16 protein-coding genes are annotated in these 17,278 nt (G+C 70.9%); 2 read left to right on the forward strand and 14 right to left on the reverse strand.

Annotation, left to right across the window (positions count from 1 at the left end):
- Window positions 1-107: 107 nt before the first annotated feature.
- From G361_RS0125630 to G361_RS44880, 4 genes are all read right to left on the reverse strand, one after another.
- Window positions 108-998: a hypothetical protein gene (locus G361_RS0125630; RefSeq protein ID WP_019929977.1), complete on the reverse strand. Its 891-nt coding sequence runs from the start codon at window positions 996-998 to the stop codon at window positions 108-110.
- Window positions 999-1,129: 131 nt separating this feature from the next.
- Entirely contained in the window at window positions 1,130-1,594 is a 465-nt protein-coding gene (locus G361_RS0125635) for a DUF2867 domain-containing protein (RefSeq protein ID WP_036495518.1), read from the reverse strand.
- 296 nt (window positions 1,595-1,890) lie between these two features.
- The gene (locus tag G361_RS0125640) at window positions 1,891-4,230 is read right to left on the reverse strand and encodes a Tex family protein (RefSeq protein ID WP_026343510.1); all 2,340 of its coding nucleotides are present in this window, start codon (window positions 4,228-4,230) and stop codon (window positions 1,891-1,893) included.
- A gap of 215 nt (window positions 4,231-4,445) precedes the next feature.
- The gene (locus tag G361_RS44880; protein WP_019929980.1) at window positions 4,446-5,516 is read right to left on the reverse strand and encodes an Lrp/AsnC family transcriptional regulator; all 1,071 of its coding nucleotides are present in this window, start codon (window positions 5,514-5,516) and stop codon (window positions 4,446-4,448) included.
- Window positions 5,517-5,696: 180 nt separating this feature from the next.
- Here G361_RS44880 and G361_RS0125650 point away from each other — a divergent pair, with 180 nt between their 5' ends.
- Together G361_RS0125650 and G361_RS0125655 are read left to right on the forward strand one after the other, a co-directional pair.
- Window positions 5,697-7,151, forward strand: a complete 1,455-nt coding sequence (locus tag G361_RS0125650) for an MFS transporter (RefSeq protein WP_019929981.1) — start codon at window positions 5,697-5,699, stop codon at window positions 7,149-7,151.
- Between the two features lie 28 nt (window positions 7,152-7,179).
- Complete coding sequence (locus tag G361_RS0125655) at window positions 7,180-8,490, forward strand: M20/M25/M40 family metallo-hydrolase (RefSeq protein WP_019929982.1); 1,311 nt, start codon at window positions 7,180-7,182, stop codon at window positions 8,488-8,490.
- A gap of 16 nt (window positions 8,491-8,506) precedes the next feature.
- Here G361_RS0125655 and trmD read toward each other — a convergent pair whose 3' ends face one another.
- The 10 genes from trmD to G361_RS0125705 all read right to left on the reverse strand — a co-directional run bounded on the left by trmD (window position 8,507) and on the right by G361_RS0125705 (window position 17,082).
- On the reverse strand, window positions 8,507-9,238 hold the full coding sequence (gene trmD, locus G361_RS0125660) for a tRNA (guanosine(37)-N1)-methyltransferase TrmD (protein ID WP_026343511.1): 732 nt from the start codon (window positions 9,236-9,238) through the stop codon (window positions 8,507-8,509).
- Window positions 9,239-9,261: 23 nt separating this feature from the next.
- The gene (gene rimM / locus G361_RS0125665; RefSeq protein WP_019929984.1) at window positions 9,262-9,804 is read right to left on the reverse strand and encodes a ribosome maturation factor RimM; all 543 of its coding nucleotides are present in this window, start codon (window positions 9,802-9,804) and stop codon (window positions 9,262-9,264) included.
- A complete protein-coding gene (locus G361_RS0125670; protein WP_019929985.1) occupies window positions 9,804-10,046 on the reverse strand; it encodes an RNA-binding protein in 243 nt (80 codons plus the stop codon). Before G361_RS0125670 ends, rimM begins: the two co-directional genes overlap by 1 nt.
- Window positions 10,046-10,483 (reverse strand): 30S ribosomal protein S16, encoded by a 438-nt coding sequence (gene rpsP / locus G361_RS0125675; RefSeq protein ID WP_019929986.1) that lies wholly within the window; start codon window positions 10,481-10,483, stop codon window positions 10,046-10,048. Before rpsP ends, G361_RS0125670 begins: the two co-directional genes overlap by 1 nt.
- Before the next feature lie 219 nt (window positions 10,484-10,702).
- Complete coding sequence (locus G361_RS0125680) at window positions 10,703-11,803, reverse strand: amidohydrolase family protein (protein ID WP_019929987.1); 1,101 nt, start codon at window positions 11,801-11,803, stop codon at window positions 10,703-10,705.
- 79 nt (window positions 11,804-11,882) lie between these two features.
- Complete coding sequence (locus G361_RS0125685) at window positions 11,883-12,869, reverse strand: BMP family protein (protein ID WP_019929988.1); 987 nt, start codon at window positions 12,867-12,869, stop codon at window positions 11,883-11,885.
- Between the two features lie 76 nt (window positions 12,870-12,945).
- Entirely contained in the window at window positions 12,946-14,139 is a 1,194-nt protein-coding gene (locus G361_RS0125690) for an amidohydrolase (protein ID WP_019929989.1), read from the reverse strand.
- A complete protein-coding gene (locus G361_RS0125695) occupies window positions 14,136-15,107 on the reverse strand; it encodes an ornithine cyclodeaminase family protein (protein ID WP_019929990.1) in 972 nt (323 codons plus the stop codon). The genes G361_RS0125690 and G361_RS0125695 overlap by 4 nt, the downstream gene beginning before the upstream one ends.
- Window positions 15,104-16,027 (reverse strand): ABC transporter permease, encoded by a 924-nt coding sequence (locus G361_RS0125700; RefSeq protein WP_019929991.1) that lies wholly within the window; start codon window positions 16,025-16,027, stop codon window positions 15,104-15,106. The genes G361_RS0125695 and G361_RS0125700 overlap by 4 nt, the downstream gene beginning before the upstream one ends.
- Complete coding sequence (locus G361_RS0125705; RefSeq protein ID WP_019929992.1) at window positions 16,024-17,082, reverse strand: ABC transporter permease; 1,059 nt, start codon at window positions 17,080-17,082, stop codon at window positions 16,024-16,026. Before G361_RS0125705 ends, G361_RS0125700 begins: the two co-directional genes overlap by 4 nt.
- Window positions 17,083-17,278: the final 196 nt, after the last annotated feature.

Below are 17,278 nucleotides of genomic sequence, written 5' to 3' on the forward strand. Positions count from 1 at the left end.
CTCGGCCGGTTCATGCTCCGGACATGGGCGGTGCGCTGGGCATACTCCACCCAGGGCAACCCGAGTATTGTGCCAGACGCGTCCGCGGCCGGAAAAATCGGGGCTGCTCAGCCGCCCGACCGGCCGGAGACGGGGTCTGGTTCGCGCCGATGGAACAGGCCGCCGTCGTGCGGGGCCGGCGGGGCGGGCAGTACCGTCCGGGCCAACTCCTCCTCCGTGGCCCGCCGCACATGTGCGACGTCCGGTTTCCCCGCGATCAGATCCTGCACGAAGATCTTCACCCGGATGACCGGCCGCCGGTATCGGCGCTCGCGCCGGACCGCGCGCTGCATGAGCTTCGGCCGGCCGGCGTAGCGCCAGCGGGCCCACGGCGAGCCCGGCCGGGCCAGCCGCAGCGCGCCCACGACCAGCAGCGGCAGGAAGAACATGCCGAACAGTCCGGTCCAGATCTTGCCCTTGGCGATGACGATCGCCGCCAGCGCCAGGTTCACGAACGAGAAGATGGCGAGGAAGACCCGGCCGGCGGCACTTCCGTCGTGCCGGATGTCACCGAGATCCAGCAACCACAGCGGATGGAAGCCGAGCAACAGCAGCCCGGTGACCGCGAGCGCCACGAACACCGCGTCCACCGAGGTCCGGCCCTGCTCCTCCCAGTAGACGTCGCGCAGGTAGTAGATGAGGGCGAACTCGTCCAGCACCAGGGCCGCACCCAGCCCGAACATCGCCGCCAGCGCGCTGACCGTCCCCACGGTGCTCTGGTACAGCGTCACCAGCCCGATGCCGGACACCAGCACCAGCACCACCCCGAACACCATGTGGTGGACGTGCACGTCTCCGGCCCGCACATTGCCGGGCCACCACCGCACCCGTTTCCGGATCAACCGGACGCTGAGCCGGATCAGCAGGAACGCCCCGATGAATCCCAGCAGGAAGCACAGCAACGGCAGGCGTCCGTCCGCGATCACGGACTCGTCGAGCCACCGCCGCAACCCTGCCATAACCCCACAGTCTCCCGATCAGCACGGACTCACCGTCGAGTTCCCCGTGCCCGAACCTCTCCCCCGCCGATTGTCCCTCTCCTTCGTAACACCTACCCCAACCCCGCCCCAATTCGCGCACGTCGCAGTGGTCACGCCCGTCCGGCGGCGCGGCGGAGCAGATACGGGATCGCTAGTTCGTGGACGGGCCGCACGATATTCCAGACGGGACGAGCGATCCGGCGATCGAACCGCACCAGCGTGGTCCAGGTGACGGTGGAGTCACTCGCCGCCACGATGTTGCGGGCCGTGAGGAACGGCGAATGTGATTCGAGCACAAGGATTTCCGGCTCGGCGCTCGCGATGTGCCAGCCGAGGACGAACCCGGTCGCCGGACGGGGGCCCAGGCGCAATCCGAGCACCAGGCGCCACCCGAGCACGAGCAGGATCCGCATCACGGCCGGCGCGTGCTCGAATACCGAACGCGCCCAATGCTCGGCGGTTCTCCGGGTGCCGTGCGGGTCGAGCTCGAAAGCCGAAACGTAGTCGGCGGACGGTGTTCCGTCGCCGACCGCCGTGGATGACGGCGACACCCGCCGAACCCGCTGGGCAGACATTCGATCACACCCCTCCCGGACAAACTACTACCAACAGTAGTACCAAAATGCCGGGCGGACCCGATGTATCGACCACTCTGGGCGGTACCCACACGCTGGAGTGCGTGGCCCAGCCGGACACGCGGCCAAGCAGGACACGACCGAGGCGCGGCCGAAGCCGAACACGACGCGGCGCGCAGCCGAGGCCGGACGCGAGCCGATAGACCCACGTCGCGGCCTCGGCGAGCTACCGAGCTACCGAGCTACCGAGCTACCGAGCTACCGAGCTACCGAGCTACCGAGCTACCGAGCCCGGTCTACTTCCCGAAACCCGCACGGCGCAAGGCATCCGCCATCGAGCCGGTGGGTTCGGGGGCGTTGCGGCGCTGGGAGTTGTTGCGGCTCTGGTTGCCGCCGCGGTTCTGATTGCCGCGGTTCTGGCCGCCGCCCTGGCGGTTGCCGCCGCCGCGCTGACCGGCGCCGCGGCCGTCGCCCTTCTCCGGCTTACCTGCGGCCGGATCGTCGTCGAGACGCAGGGTCAGGCCGATGCGCTGGCGGGCCACGTCGACCTCGAGGACCTTGACCTTCACCACGTCGCCGGACTTCACGACCTCGCGGGGATCGCGGACGAAGTTGTGCGACATCGCGGAGACGTGCACCAGACCGTCCTGGTGGACGCCGATGTCGACGAAGGCGCCGAAGGCCGCGACGTTGGTGACCACGCCCTCCAGCACCATGCCGGGCTTCAGGTCGCCGACCTTCTCGATACCGGCGGCGAATTCGGCGGTCTTGAACTCGGGACGCGGGTCGCGGCCGGGCTTCTCCAATTCGGCGATGATGTCGGTGACCGTGGGGACACCGAACTTGTCGTCGGTGAATTCGGCCGGGCGCAGCGCCCGCAGCACGGTGGTGTTGCCGATGAGCTCGGCCACACCGCTGCCGGTGCCGTCGAGGATGCGGCGGACCACCGGATACGCCTCCGGGTGCACCGCGGAGCTGTCCAGCGGGTCGTCGCCGCCGCGGATGCGGAGGAAGCCGGCACACTGCTCGAACGCCTTGGGGCCGAGCCGCGGCACCTGCTTCAGGCCGTCGCGGCTGCGGAACGGGCCGTTCTGATCACGGTGCGTCACAATGCTTTCCGCGACCGACGAGGACACACCCGACACCCGGGACAGCAGTGGCACCGAAGCGGTGTTCACGTCGACGCCGACGGCGTTCACCGCGTCCTCGACGACCGCGCCCAGCGAACGGGCCAGCAGCGACTCCGACACATCGTGCTGATACTGGCCGACGCCGATGGATTTCGGCTCGATCTTCACCAGCTCCGCCAACGGGTCCTGCAGGCGGCGGGCGATCGACACCGCGCCACGCAGCGACACGTCCAGCTCGGGCAGTTCGGCGGAGGCGTAGGCGGAGGCCGAGTACACCGAGGCCCCGGCCTCGGAGACCACGACCTTGGTGGGCTTCTTGTCCGGGATGCGCGAGATGAGTTCCGTGGCCAGCGCGTCGGTCTCGCGGGAGGCGGTGCCGTTGCCGATGGCGATCAGCTCGACGCCGAACCGGGCGACCAGCGCGCCGAGCACCGCCAGCGACTTCTCGGTCTGGCCGTGCGGCTTGTGCGGGTAGATGGTGTCGGTGGCGACGACCTTGCCGGTGCCGTCGACCACGGCCACCTTGACGCCGGTGCGGTAGCCCGGGTCCAGGCCCATCGTGGCGCGGGTGCCGGCCGGCGCGGCCAGGAGCAGGTCGCGCAGGTTGGTGGCGAACACGTCGACGGCGTCCTTCTCGGCGGACTGCCGCAGCCGCATGCGCACATCGATGCCGAGGCTGACCTGGAGCTTGGTCCGCCAGGCCCAGCGCACGGTGTCGAGCAGCCAGGTGTCGGCGGCGCGGCCGCGGTCGGCGATGTCGAACTTCAGCGCGATGCGGCCCTCGTAGATCGTGCGCTCGCCCTCCTGCGGCTCCTCTGTGTCGGCCTCGAGGTGCAGGGTGAGCGCCTCCTCCTTCTCACCGCGCAGCAGCGCCAGGATGCGGTGCGAGGGCAGCTTGGTGAACGGCTCACCGAACTCGAAGTAGTCGGCGAACTTGGCGCCGGCCTCCTCCTTGCCCGGGCGCACCCGGGAGGTGATCTGCCCCTTGTTCCACATGAGCTCGCGCAGCTCGCCGACCAGATCGGCGTCCTCGGCGAAGCGCTCGACCAGGATGGCGCGGGCGCCGTCGAGCTGCTCGGCGGTGTAACCGGCCGGATCGGTGGCCGGATCGCTCAGCAACGCGTCGGCGACCGGCTCGTGACCGGCCTCGCGGGCGATCTGCGCCTTGGTGCGCCGCTTCGGCTTGTACGGCAGGTAGATGTCCTCGAGCCGGGCCTTGGTCTCGGCGAGCATGATCTGCTGCTGCAGTGCCTCGTCCAGCTTGCCCTGGCCGCGGATGGACTCGAGGATCGAGTTGCGGCGCTCGTCGAGCTCGCGCAGGTAGTTCAGGCGCTCCTCCAGCAGGCGCAGCTGGGCGTCGTCGAGGGCGCCGGTGACCTCCTTGCGGTATCGGGCGATGAACGGCACGGTCGACCCGCCGTCGAGCAACTCCACCGCGGCGCGCACCTGCTCCTCACGCACGTTCAGCTCGTCGGCGATGCGACGGCCGACGCTGGCTAGGCGCACCGGGGCGAGCGGCGCGGCGGTGGGGGCGCCGGTGGGGGCGGTCTCTGTGCTGACGGATTCGGGTGCTGTCGTCACGCCGCAGACACTACCGCCGCCGCCCGACAACCGGCCACAGCCCCGCGCCGAATCGGCACAGCCGCACCCTTTTCCGGGGGTGCGCGCGAAATATGGTATGTGAACAGCCACAATCCGGCCGCGTACCGGCCGCCCGGTCGTCACCACGCGATCCGCGGCGCGGCGGCCGGGGCGCCGAACGATTCCGGATCACCCCAGATGTCCATCGGCACCGCGCGTTCGGCGCGGCCGCGCTCGTCGAGTACCCGGCCCATCAACTTCAGATGCCGCAGGGTCAGCAGGCGCTGGGCAATGCGGATGACCGGCATCCGCTCGGTCAGCCGCACCTCCAGCGGATGCAGTTCGGCCACCGCACCGAGCCAGACCGTCAGCACCAGATTACTGGCGCCGATCACCGAGGCGCACATCCTGGTCTGCGGTAACGCCGCCAATTCCCTTGCCACGGAATCGAGTTCGGCGGGTGGCACATCGATCCACAGCAGCGCCTGGACCGGATGACCGGCCGCGGCGTGCGACAGTTCACAGCGGACCGTGAGCGTGCCGTCGCTCAGTTGCCGATGCAGCCGCCGGCGCACGGTGGTCGTGCTGATCCGGGCGCGCGCGGCGATCTCGTCGTAGGAGGCGCGGCCGTCCGCGCCGAGCGCCAGCACCAGTTCACGATCGGCCGGTGACAGCGCCGCCGGGGCGGACCGCGGCGGCCGGTGCGGGCCGCGCCGCGCGGTCAGGGCCCGCTGCTGGGTGCGGTCCAGTGCCCGCAGCCGCCAGTGGCCGCCCTCCGCGAACATCTCGGTGGCGACCGACACCCGGCTGGTCAGCACGCCGGGTATCCGGTTCAGCCGGGCCATCAGGTAGCGCGACAGCATGTTCGGATCCGAAACCCACACGGCCACCACCAGATCGGCGACGCCGACGGTGTGCGAGACGGTGACCGCGTGCGGATCGTCGAGCAACGCCTCGGCGGCCTGCGCCACCCCGCCCGCCGTACAGGTGACGGTGACCAGGGCATAGGGCATGGTCCGCATCAGCGGAGACGCGCAGTACGCGGTCACCCACGCGTGCCCCTGCCGCAGCAGCCGTTCCCAGCGCCGCGCCGCGGTCACGGGGCTGACGCCGATGACCTCGCCGATCAGTTTCCACGAGGCCCGCGGCGCGATCTGCAGCGCATTGAGCAAGGCGTACTCGATTTCGTCGAGCTGATCACTTTCGTCCATCACGACCCCCGTGCGCGGCGCAATTCTTCGATTTCGCGGTGATTCGCCTTCCTGCCCTCATCATCTATCCGGGACCATTCGCGGTCATCCGGGCATCCGGCGACCGGCGGATATTTCGACAGAATTTACAGAACCGACATCCGGTGAATCGGATTCACCGGTCACGAAAGGTGGACCCGAATGCCGGACACCCGTTCCGCCACCGGCGGTCACCCGCCGTCGATCGCCGCCCGGATGGACCGCATGCCGATCACCCGCCTGCACCGCGTGGCGGTGGTGTGCGTCGGGCTGGGGCTGTTCTTCGACACCTACGAGGTCTTCCTGGCCGGCACCCTGTCGACGGTATTGAAGAACGAGTTCCACCTCGGCGCGGACGCACTGAAGGCGGTGCTCGCCAGCGCGTTCGTCGGGCAGTTCCTGGGTGCGATCCTGCTCGGCCGGGTCGCCGATCGGCTGGGCCGGCGCCGGGCATTCCTGCTCAACCTCGGCGCCTACTCGGTGTTCTCGCTGATCGGCGGCCTGTCGCCGAATGTCGAACTGTTGGTGGTGGCGCGCTTTCTGGCCGGGATGGGGCTCGGCGCCGAACTCGCCCTCGCCGACACCTATCTCTCCGATCTGCTGCCCGCCCGGGTGCGCGGCCGGTACATCGCGGTCGCCTACACGATCGGGCTGCTCGGCGTGCCCGCCGCGGGATTCCTGGCCCGCTGGCTGGTCCCGCTGGCGCCGTTCGGCGTCCACGGCTGGCGGTGGATGTTCTTCCTCGGCGCGCTCGGTGCGCTGGGCGTCTGGGTCCTGCGGCGGATCCTGCCCGAATCGCCGCGCTGGCTGGCGGCGACCGGCCGGGACGCCGAGGCGGAGGCGATCGTGTCCCGTTGGGAGGACACCGCGCGTCGCACGGGCCACCGCCTGCCGGAACCGGCGCGCGAGTCCGTGGCCGATCCGCAACGCCTGCCGTTGCGCGTGCTGTTCGCCACCGGTTATGCCCGCCGCACGGCGATGGCCTGGGTGATGAACGTCGGATCGGCGTTCGGCTACTACGGTTTCGGCACCATCGCGACCCTGGTGCTGGCGGCCAAGGGCTATTCGATCGTGAGTTCGCTGACCTTCCTGGCGCTGACCTATATCGGCTATCCGGTCGGTTCCCTGCTCTCGCTGCCGATCGTGGAGCGGGTCGAGCGGAAGGTGCTGATCGCGGTCACCGCCACCGGAATGGCGGTGACCGGACTGCTGTTCGGTTTCGCCGGGTCGCCGGCCGCGATCGTGGGCTGGGGGTTCGCGTTCACCGTGATCGGCAACATCTACTCGAACGGCTACCACACCTACCTCGGCGAGCTGTACCCGACCGCCGTGCGCGCGACCGGCGCCGGCGCCGCGTATTCGCTCAGCCGGCTGACCACCGCGGCCCTGCCCTACATCCTGATCCCGGCGTTGTCCGCGCACGGTCCCGGATTCGTATTCGGCATCGTCGCGGTGGCGCTGGGGGTGCTGATCGTCGACGTACTCGCGCTGGGACCGCGCACGACCGGGGTCGCGCTGGAGGCCGTCGCACCGGCCGGGCCGGGGACGGCCGCCGCCGAGCGGCCCGAGGCCGCCGAACCGCTGCGGACGGCCGCCCCGGCCCCGGAAGGCCACTGAATTCCCCGCGCGCCGAGAGGGTTTCATCATGACCGGAATCGATACGGCCGCCGACGAGGCCGTCGTCTTCTGCCGCGATCTGATGCGCATCGATACCACGAACCACGGCGACGACAGCGGGCCCGGGGAACGGCGGGCCGCCGAGTACATCGCCGAACGGCTCGCCGAGGTCGGCCTCGGCACCGAGCTGTTCGAGCCGCGCCGGGGCCGGACCTCGGTCGTGGCGCGGTGGGAGGGGACCGCGCCGGACCGGACCGCGCTGCTCGTGCACGCCCACACCGACGTGGTGCCCGCCGAAGCAGCGGTCTGGCGGTACCACCCGTTCGGTGGCGAGATCGCCGACGGCTACCTCTGGGGCCGGGGCGCGGTGGACATGAAGTACTTCGCGGCCCAGATGCTGGCGGTGGTCCGGGCCCGGATCCGGGCCGGGCTGCCGCCGGCCCGCGATGTCGTGCTGGCCTTCCTCGCGGACGAGGAGGGCGGCGGCCACCTCGGCGCGCGCTGGCTGGTCGACAACCGCCCGGACCTGTTCGACGGCTGCACCGAGGCGATCGGCGAGGTGGGTGGATATTCCGCGCAGCTGCCGAGCGGCCGCCGACTGTACGTGGTGGAAACCGCGGAGAAAGGGGTGCTCTGGTTCCGCCTCACCGCCACCGGCGTCGCCGGGCACGGCTCCATGTTGAATCCGCGCAACAGCGTCACCGAATTGGCCGACGCGGTGCGGCGGATCGGCCGGCACCGATTCCCGATCCGCCTCACCCCGACCACTCGAATGTTTTTCGAGGCGCTCGCGGCGGAACTCGGGGAGACATTCGATCCGGCCGATCCGGCGCCATTGCTGAAAACCGTCGCTCCGCTGGAACGAATGGTCGGCGCGACCCTGCGCGATATCGCCTCACCGACCAGACTCGACGCGGGATACAAGACGAATGTGATACCGAGCGAGGCCACCGCGGAAATCGACTGCCGTTTCGTACCCGGCCTGGAGGAACAATTCGAGGCCGAATTCCGGGCCCTGGTCGGACCGGATATCCGTTGTGAGGTGGTGTTCCGGCTGCCCGCCGTCGAGACCCCGTTCCCGGCGCCGCTGACGGCCGCGATGGCGGCGAGCCTCGCCGTCGAGGATCCCGGCTGCGGGGTGATCCCCTATCTGCTGCCCGCGGGCACCGACGCGAAACAGTTCAGCCGGCTCGGCATGGCCTGCTACGGATTCGCGCCGCTGCGGCTGCCCGACGATTTCGACTTCCCGGCCGCCTTCCACGGTGTCGACGAACGGGTGCCGGTGGACGCCGTGCGCTTCGGCGCCCGGGTGCTGCACACGTTCTTCGACCGCTGTTGACGGTCCGCACCGGAAATCATTGCGGCGGTAGCAGATCCGGGCGCCGGTCGCGGGTGCGGGCCACGGACTGCTCGTGCCGCCAGGCGGCGACCTTGGCGTGATTACCGGACAGCAGGATCTCGGGCACGTCCAATCCGCGCCAGCTGACCGGTCGGGTGTAACTGGGGCCTTCCAGCAGGCCGAGTGCGTCGGGCACCGAATCCGGTTGCGCCGCAGCCGAATCCACCGGGACCGAGAACGAATCCTCCCGATGCGACTGCTGATTGCCGAGCACCCCCGGAATCAGCCGGACCACCGCCTCCGAGATGACCAGGACCGCGGCCTCGCCGCCGATGAGCACGTAGTCGCCGATGCTGACCTCCTCGACCCGCACCCGGCGCGCGGCGTCGTCGAAGACGCGCTGGTCGATACCCTCGTACCGGCCGCAGGCGAAGACCAGATGCCGCTCACCGGCCCAGCGCCGCGCGGTGACCTGGGTGAACGGGACACCCGCGGGGGTGGGCACGACCAGCAGGGCGTCGTCGGGGCACACCTCGTCCAGCGCGTCGCCCCAGACGGTGGGCTTCATGACCATGCCGGGCCCGCCGCCGTACGGCGAATCGTCGACCGCCTGATGCACGTCGTGGGTCCAGCGGCGCAGATCGTGCACCCCGAGTTCCACGATGCCCTTGTCGATCGCCTTGCCCAGCAAGGCCGTTCGCAACGGCTCGAGGTACTCGGGGAAGATGGTCACCACGTCGATGCGCAGCGCCGGCGCCCCGTCGCGCATCCTCACTCCTTGTCCGGCAGGCCTTCCGGGTCGAGCAGGCCCGTGGGTGGATCGATGACGATCAGCCGGTCCGCGATCGAGACCGTCGGCACGATGGCGGTGACGAACGGGATCAGGATCTCCCGGCCGTCGTCGGCCGCGCGTACCGAGAGCAGTTCGCCCGCAGCCGAATGCAGGACCTCGGTCACCGTGCCGACGATCGTGTCGTCGCCGAGGCGCACGGTCAGGCCCTCGAGTTCGTGGTCGTAGTACTCCTCCGGATCCGCCGAGGGCGGCAGATCGGCGGAGTCGACCACGAACAGCGTGCCGCGCAACGCATCCGCGGCGGTCCGATCCGAGATACCGCGCAGGCACACGAGGAGCCGGCCCGAATGTTCCCGGGCCGACTCGATCGTGAAGGGCTGCAAGGCTTTCGCGCGCGGCAACCGTCCCCGCAGGACGGTGCCGGGCGTGAAGCGCTGCTCGGGTTCGTCGGTGCGTACCTCGACGACGAGTTCGCCACGCACACCGTGCGATTTGGCGACCCGCCCGACGACCAGTTCCACTATTGGTCCGTGTCGACCACGTCGACCCGGATACCCCGCCCGCCGATACCGGCGACGAGGGTGCGCAACGCGGTCGCGGTGCGGCCACCGCGACCGATCACCTTGCCCAGATCGTCCGGGTGCACGTGCACCTCGACCGTGCGGCCGCGCCGGCTGGTGATCAGCTCGACGCGGACTTCCTCGGGATTGGCGACGATGCCGCGCACCAGGTGTTCGACGGCATCGGCGACGACCGCACTCATTACTCGGCAGCCCCGGTCGCGTCGGCCGCCGCCTCGGTATCTTCCTTCTTGGCGGCCTTCTTCTTCGGCGTCACGGCCTCGGCGACCGGCTCGTTGTCGGCGGCGGCCAGCGCGGCGTTGAACAGGTCCAGCTTGGACGGCTTCGCCGGCTTGACCTTCAGGGTGCCCTCGGCGCCCGGCAGGCCCTTGAACTTCTGCCAGTCGCCGGTGATCTCCAGCAGCCGCTTCACCGGCTCGGTCGGCTGCGCGCCGACGCCCAGCCAGTACTGCACGCGCTCGGAGTCGACCTCGATCAGCGAGGGCTCCTCCTTCGGGTGGTACTTGCCGACCGACTCGATGGCCCGGCCGTCGCGGCGGGTGCGCGCGTCGGCGACCACGATGCGGTACTGGGGGTTGCGGATCTTGCCGAGGCGGGTGAGCTTGATGCGGACAGCCATGAGCTGAAACCTTTCGGGTGGACGGCCGTCGCGAGGACGGCCGGTGTGGTCACGGCGCAATTCAGCGACCCGTACGAGGGCGGGCCCGGTTTTGCGTAGTGTGTGACCGCCGCGCGGTACGTAACCGGAGACGGGCTGACACTGTCCTCGATGAGGACGGTGGTCCATCTTGCCAGACCGGTGCCCGCGTCCGGAAATCACCCCGCGGTCACCGGATGTTCAGCGATGCGCGGTGACCGGATCGCGCCGGTCGTACACCCGGCCCCGCAGGATCACCCACGCCGGGGCGGCGAGCACCTCCCGGCCCAGGCGCGGATCCTCGAGGTAGACCACCAGGTCGGCGGGGGCGCCGGGCTCGACGCCGGGCCGGCCCAGCCACTCCCGGGCCCGCCAGGAGGCCGCGCCGAGCGCCTCGGTGCGCGACAGGCCCGCATGCGCCAGCGCCTCGATCTCGTCGGCGACCCGGCCGTGCCGGATACCGCCGCCGGCGTCGGTGCCCGCGTAGATCGGCACCCCGGCCGCGTGCGCGTTCGCGATCGTGTCCCGGACCCGGCGGTGCAGATCCCGCATGTGCGCGGCGTAGACCGGGAACTTCCCCGCTCCGTCCGCGATCTCCGGGAAGGTCTCGATATTGATCAGCGTCGGGACCAGCGCGGTGCCGTGCCGCACCATCAGCTCGACGGTCTCGTCGGTGAGGCCGGTGCCGTGTTCCAGGCAGTCGATCCCGGCCGTGATCAGGCCCGGCAGCGCGTCCTCGCCGAAGACGTGCGCGGTGACCCGGGCACCCTCGGCGTGTGCGGCGTCGATGGCCTCCTTCAGGATCGCGTCGCTCCACAGCGGCGCGAGATCGCCTGCCGACCGGTCGATCCAGTCGCCGACGATCTTCACCCAGCCGTCGCCGCGGCGCGCCTGCTCGGCGACGATGGCCGGCAGATCCCGCTCGTCGTCGAGCTCGATACCCAGCTCGCGGATGTAGCGCCTGGGCCGCGCGATGTGCCGCCCGGCGCGGATGATCCGCGGCAGGTCCGCGCGCTCGTCGATGAACCGGGTGTCGATCGGCGATCCGGCGTCGCGCAGCAGCAGCGCGCCCGCGTCCCGTTCGATCTCGGCCTGTTCGACCGCGCCGTCGGGGTCCTCGTGCCCTCCCCCGTAGCGGATGCCGACGTGGCAGTGCGCGTCGACCAGGCCCGGCACGATCCAGCCGGCGGTGCACAGCGTGTCGGCGCCGGTGATCGGCTCGAACGAGATCAGTCCGTCGTGTACCCAGAGGTCACGCACGTCCTCGCCGGGGAGCACCACACCCCGCAGATGCCACCGCATACCACCTCCTGGCCGATCCGCCCGCGACCCACTCAACCTACGCCGCGGGCCCGGCCGAGCGCCGCACAGGACGGCCCGGTCAGCCGCCCAGGTTCACGGTGCCGGCGGCCAGATCCTTCTTCACCTGATCGATGACCGCGACGATCTGCGGGTCCGTAGTGCACACCGTGATGTCGGTCGCGCCGGTCGGCGAGGCGACGCCGAAGGGCACCTGCGCGGCCGTGAAGGTGCCGCCGAGCACGGCGTTCACCGCGTACTCGAGTTCGGCGCCGGTGTCCTCCTTCACATATCCGCCGATGCCGGGCTCGGAGCCGCAGTCCTTGACCAGCGGCCCGCCCACCACGGTCGCGTTCCCCTCCTTCGCCGCCTGGGCCAGACCCTGTTTGCCGAGGTTCAGCTGCTGACCGAAGGCGTCCGCGCCGGCGCCGACATCGGCCTGCCCGGCCTGCTTCGACTTGGCGACGTCGTTGAAGTCGCCGACGTACTGCGGGGGCAGGACCGTCACGCCGGGCTTCACGCGCTTGGCGCCGGCCTCGAAGGCCTTGGCGGTCTTGACGATCGCGGGCAACTCCTGGCCGCCGACGAACGCGACCTTGCCGGACTTGCTGGTGAGGGCCGCGTAGGCGCCGGCGAGGTAACCGCCGTCGGCCTGCGCCGGGTCGTAGTAGGCGAGGTTGGGCAGCGGCTGCGCGTCGGAGGGTCCGCCGATCTCGACGAATTTCACCTGTGGGAAGCCCGGTGCGACCTGCCGCAGCACCGAGTCGGTCTGGCCGCCGAAGGACACCACCAGCTGCGAGGTGGCGGCCAGCCTGGTCAGGGTCTGCTGGTAGTCGGCGGTGGCGACCTGTTCGGCCTTCGTCAGGGCGACCTTGCCGGCGAGCGTGCGCTCGATGCGCTGGTAGCCCTGGTAGCCGGACTGCATGAATCCGTCGTCGGACAGCGATCCGGGGAACATCACCCCGACCTTCAACGCGCCCCCGGCGCCGGTCGGGGCGGAGTTGCTGCTGCAGGCGGCGACCGTGGTGCCGAGTGCGAGGGTCAGGACGGCGGCGGCGAGTTTCTTCATGATCGTGCTTTCCGGTAGGAGTTAACGGTATGCCATTAAGTTGACGGATCCCGATTTCCGGGTCGTTTCGGCGATGTCACCGGGTGGCGACGGATGCGTCCTCGTCGGTGATCCGCCCGGCGTGCAACACCTTTCGCCGCGGCGCGCAGCTCACGACGGCCTCGGCGGCGGTACGGGCGGGGACCGCGACGAGGTCGGCGACGGCCCCGGGATGCAGTCCGTAGTCGTCGAGTCGCAGTGCCCGCGCGCCACCGAAAGTCGCTGCGGTCAGGGCTGTTTCGATTTCGGCGTCGGAGCAGTAGGACATCCGCTCGGCCAGCCGGTGCGCCCGGCGCAGCATGTCGCCGTCCCCGTAGGGTGACCAGAGGTCGCGGATACCGTCGTTACCGGCGGCCACGGTGACGCCCGCGGCGCGCAGCCGGTCCAGCGGGAGCAGCGGATCGTTGTGCGCCGCACAGGTTGCCAGCGCGATCCCGGCCTCGGCCAGTCCGGCGATCAGATCGTCCTGCCGGTCCGCGGCGACGTCGCCGAGGGCGAATCCGTGCCCGATCGTCACCCGGTGCCGCATGCCGGTGGTCAGCGTGCGCTCGATGATCAGCTCGAATTCCCAGGCGCCCAGCGTGCCCCGATCATGCAGGTGCAGATCGATCGGCACGTCGTAGGTGGTCGCCAGCCCGAACACGGTGTCCAGGTGCCGCACCGGATCGCGATCGACACCGGCCGGGTCGATACCGCCGACCACCTGTGCCGCACCGGTTCTCAGCGCGCGTTCCATCAGTTCCGCGGTGCCGGTGTTGATCAGCAGGCCGTATTGCGGAAAGGCCACCTGCTGCACCGTGATCCGATCCGCCGTGCGCTCGGCGGCCTCCCGGACGGCGTACAGGCCGTCGAGGCCGAACTCCGGGGACACGTCGGTGTGGGTGCGCACCCGGGTGGTGCCCGCGGCGGCCATCCGCTGCAACAGGGCGGTGATCCGGTCCGCCGACGGGACACCGTGCGCGGCGCGACCGGCCCGGGTGTAGGCGATCTTGTCCGTCAGCCGGGGACCGGCGGTGTTGGGCACCCACGGGCCGCCCCACAGGGTCTTGTCGAGATGACAGTGCGCGTCGACGAGGCCGGGCAGCAGCACACATCCGGCGAGGTCGATGATCTCCGCGTCCGCGGGGGCGGGTCCGCCGATCGCCGCGATCCGGCCCGAGTCGACCGTCACATCGGCCGGTCCGGCCGCACCCCACGGGATCGCATTGCGCAGCAGCAGTGGCATCGTCATCCGATCAGGTCGATCTCGGTACCGATCCCGCGGTCGCGGGCGGCGTCGATGAGCAGCCGGGCGGCGGCCAGATCCTGGAGTCCGACACCCAGCGAGTTGTAGAGCGTGACCTGATCCGCCTCGCTGCGACCGGGTTTCGCGCCGACCAGCACCTCGCCCAGTTCGTCGCCGACGTGCTCCGGGCCGAAGGCGCCCTCCCGCAACGGGATCAGCACATCGCCGGATTCGGTCAGCGCGGTGGCCCGGCTGTCGACCACGACCCGCGCGAATCGCATTCCGTCACTGTCGATCTCGCGATGATCGGGACGCGGCGGCGCGCCGACGGCATTGACGTGCAGGCCCGGGGGGAACCAGGCGCCGCGCACCACCGGCTCGCGCGCCGGGGTGAGCGTGCACAGCACATCGGCCGCGCGCACCACCTCCTCCGCGGAATCGACCGGCTCCGCGCCGGTTTCGGCCGCGAACGCGCGCGCGGTGGCGGCGGTGCGACTCCACACCACGATCCGCTCGAACGGCAGTACCGCGCGCAGCGCCGCGACATGGGTGTGGGCCAGCCCGCCGGCGCCGACCAGGCCCAGCACCCGGCTGTCCGGCCGGGCCAGGACCGCGGTCGCCACCGCGGACGCGGCCGCGGTGCGGAACCGGGTGACCGTGCCGCCGTCGAGCAGCGCCGCACAGGACCCGTCGGCCGCGGACAGGGCCAGGATCGCCGAACGCTGCACCGGCAGGCCACGATCGCCGTTGCCCGGGATGTCGGCCAGCAGTTTCACCGTGGCCAGCCCGGCGGGACCGGAGAGCGCGGGCATCACGAGAAAGGCCGGATCCGAATCGGGCAGCCGCATGGCGGTCGGTGCGGGCTGCACCGCGGTACCGCGGGCGAGATCGGCGTGCGCCTGCTGTACGGCGGCGATCACCTCGGGGAGGCTGATCAGCGCCAGCACATCGGATCTGGTCAGGACGAGGGTCATCGGGACCGGGCCTCTCGGACGAAGGGACGGGTGAGGGCGGCCGGGGATCGGCTCGCGCCGACCAGCCCGCTGACCGCCAGGACCGCCAGCAGATACGGGGACATCACCAGCACCGCGGTGGGCAGGTGCAGGCCGAGTGCGGGCGCGGCGAATTGCAGGGCCTCCGCGAGTCCGAAGAACACGCAGGCCAGCACCGTCGGCCCGGCCCGCCAGCGACCGGCGATGACGGCGACCACCGCGAGGTAACCCGCGCCGCCGGTGAGGTTGTCGGTGAACGCGTGCACATCGGCCAGCGCCAGATGCGCACCGGCCAGACCCGAGGTCGCGCCCACCAGCAGCACCGCGATCCACCGCCACGCGGCGACCGGCAGGCCGCTGCGATCGGCGGTGACCGCGTCCGCGCCGATCGCGGTGATCGCGAGACCCCACCCGGTGCGATGCGAGAACAGCACCGCGAGCAGCGCGACGAGGGCGAGCGCGAGATATCCGAGCGGCGTCAGGTCGAACAGTGCCCGGCCGAGCAGCGGGATATCGCGCAACCCCGGAATCGGCACCCGGTCGAAACCCGGAACCGACCGTCCCGCAGTGAAATACAGCCGGGCGCCGTAGGTGGTGGCGCCGAGGGCCAGCGCGTTGATCGCGATACCGGTGACGATCTGATCGGATCGCAACGTGACGCTGAGCAGGGCCTGCACCGCGGCCGTCAGCACGGCCGCCAGCAGCGCGCACAGCACCCCGGCCGCCGGGCTGCCGCTCGCCCGAGCGCCGACCGCACCCGCGAACGCCCCCGCCAGCATCATGCCCTCGACACTGAGATTGAGCACACCCGCGCGCTCGCTCACCAGTTCGCCCGCGGAGGCCAGCAGCAGCGGAATCGCCAGCCGCACACCGCCGTCCAGCAGTTCTCCGGTCGCGCTCATGCCACCGCCTCCGACTTCGGAGCGCGACGGGGCCGGCGTTGCCGGAACACCACGGCCGCGGCCACGCACAGGATCAGTACGCTCTGCACGATCTGCACCGAGGACGCCGGAACCGACGCCGCCACTTGCAGATTGATGCCACCGGCGGTGAGCAGGCCGAAGCCGAGCGCGACCCCGCCGACCGCGAGCAGACTCCCGCGTGCCAGCAGTCCCACCACCAGACCCGCGAAACCGTAACCGGAGGTGAAGTTCTCGGCCAGCACGAACGGCACGGTCGCCACCAGCCCCGCCCCGGCCACCCCGGCCAGCCCGCCCGCGGTGGCCAGCGCCGCCACCCGCAGCCGGGTGACCGGCAGCCCGAGCCGCGCGGAGGCCGCCTCGGAATGACCGACCGCGGCCAGCCGGACACCGACGGCCGTGCGCCGCACCACGATCGCGGCGATCACCAGCGCGACGAGCGCGACCACCACGGCGATCGTCGCCGGAGACTGCGCCAGCCCCAGCAGCGGCAATCGCGCCCCCACGGCCAGCGGCTTCGACTGCGGCAGCGTCTCCACCGAGGTGACCGACTGCCGCAGCAACGCGGTCTCGTGCACCGCCAGCGACACCAGACCCAGCCCGACGAAGTTCAGCAGCAGCGTGGTGATCACCTCACTGGTACCGCGCCACACCCGCAACCACGCCGCGATACCGGCCCACAGCGCGCCCGCGGCGAACCCGGCCAGCAGAACCACCGGAACCGCCACCACCGGCGGCACGGAGTCGGGCAGATGCACCCCGACCGCCGTCGCGGCGATACCCCCCAGCGCCAGTTGCCCTTCCGCCCCGACGTTCACCAGCCCCGCCCGGTGCGCGACGGTGAAACCGGTGGCGATCAACGCCAGCACCGCCGCCGTGTTCAGCGCGCTCCCGAAACTGTACGGCGACCCGAACATGCCGTCCCACAACGCATTACCCGCCGCCGACGGAGTCGCGCCACTACCGGACGCCAGCAACACCCCGACGACAGCAGCCGCCGCCACCGCGGTGCCGTACACCCACACATCCCGCGACATCCCCTGGCCGCGTGATCTTCTCGTCAGCCACGCACCCCCACGATCACGCTCCGCTGCCGCCACCGACGCCGGGCCCCTCGCACCGTGTCGATCAGATGCCCCCAGGTCACGTTCCGCCGACGCCACCGATGCCGGACCGGTCGTATCGTCTCGCTCAGACGCGGGCAGCGCGCCACCGTGGCTATCCTCCGCTGCC

It is taken from the genome of Nocardia sp. BMG111209, from assembly GCF_000381925.1.
Lineage (GTDB): Bacteria > Actinomycetota > Actinomycetes > Mycobacteriales > Mycobacteriaceae > Nocardia.

What these genes read in the sequence shown, in the direction of transcription:
- G361_RS0125670 (WP_019929985.1), bottom strand. Translation starts at nt 10,046, where the DNA reads ATGAGTGCGGTCGTCGCCGATGCCGTCGAACACCTGGTGCGCGGCATC.
- G361_RS0125705 (WP_019929992.1), bottom strand. Translation starts at nt 17,082, where the DNA reads ATGTCGCGGGATGTGTGGGTGTACGGCACCGCGGTGGCGGCGGCTGCT.
- G361_RS0125695 (WP_019929990.1), bottom strand. Translation starts at nt 15,107, where the DNA reads ATGACCCTCGTCCTGACCAGATCCGATGTGCTGGCGCTGATCAGCCTC.
- rpsP (WP_019929986.1), bottom strand. Translation starts at nt 10,483, where the DNA reads ATGGCTGTCCGCATCAAGCTCACCCGCCTCGGCAAGATCCGCAACCCC.
- G361_RS0125700 (WP_019929991.1), bottom strand. Translation starts at nt 16,027, where the DNA reads ATGAGCGCGACCGGAGAACTGCTGGACGGCGGTGTGCGGCTGGCGATT.
- G361_RS0125685 (WP_019929988.1), bottom strand. Translation starts at nt 12,869, where the DNA reads ATGAAGAAACTCGCCGCCGCCGTCCTGACCCTCGCACTCGGCACCACG.
- G361_RS0125690 (WP_019929989.1), bottom strand. Translation starts at nt 14,139, where the DNA reads ATGACGATGCCACTGCTGCTGCGCAATGCGATCCCGTGGGGTGCGGCC.
- G361_RS0125680 (WP_019929987.1), bottom strand. Translation starts at nt 11,803, where the DNA reads ATGCGGTGGCATCTGCGGGGTGTGGTGCTCCCCGGCGAGGACGTGCGT.
- G361_RS0125635 (WP_036495518.1), bottom strand. Translation starts at nt 1,594, where the DNA reads ATGTCTGCCCAGCGGGTTCGGCGGGTGTCGCCGTCATCCACGGCGGTC.
- G361_RS0125650 (WP_019929981.1), top strand. Translation starts at nt 5,697, where the DNA reads ATGCCGGACACCCGTTCCGCCACCGGCGGTCACCCGCCGTCGATCGCC.
- G361_RS0125655 (WP_019929982.1), top strand. Translation starts at nt 7,180, where the DNA reads ATGACCGGAATCGATACGGCCGCCGACGAGGCCGTCGTCTTCTGCCGC.
- G361_RS44880 (WP_019929980.1), bottom strand. Translation starts at nt 5,516, where the DNA reads ATGGACGAAAGTGATCAGCTCGACGAAATCGAGTACGCCTTGCTCAAT.
- G361_RS0125630 (WP_019929977.1), bottom strand. Translation starts at nt 998, where the DNA reads ATGGCAGGGTTGCGGCGGTGGCTCGACGAGTCCGTGATCGCGGACGGA.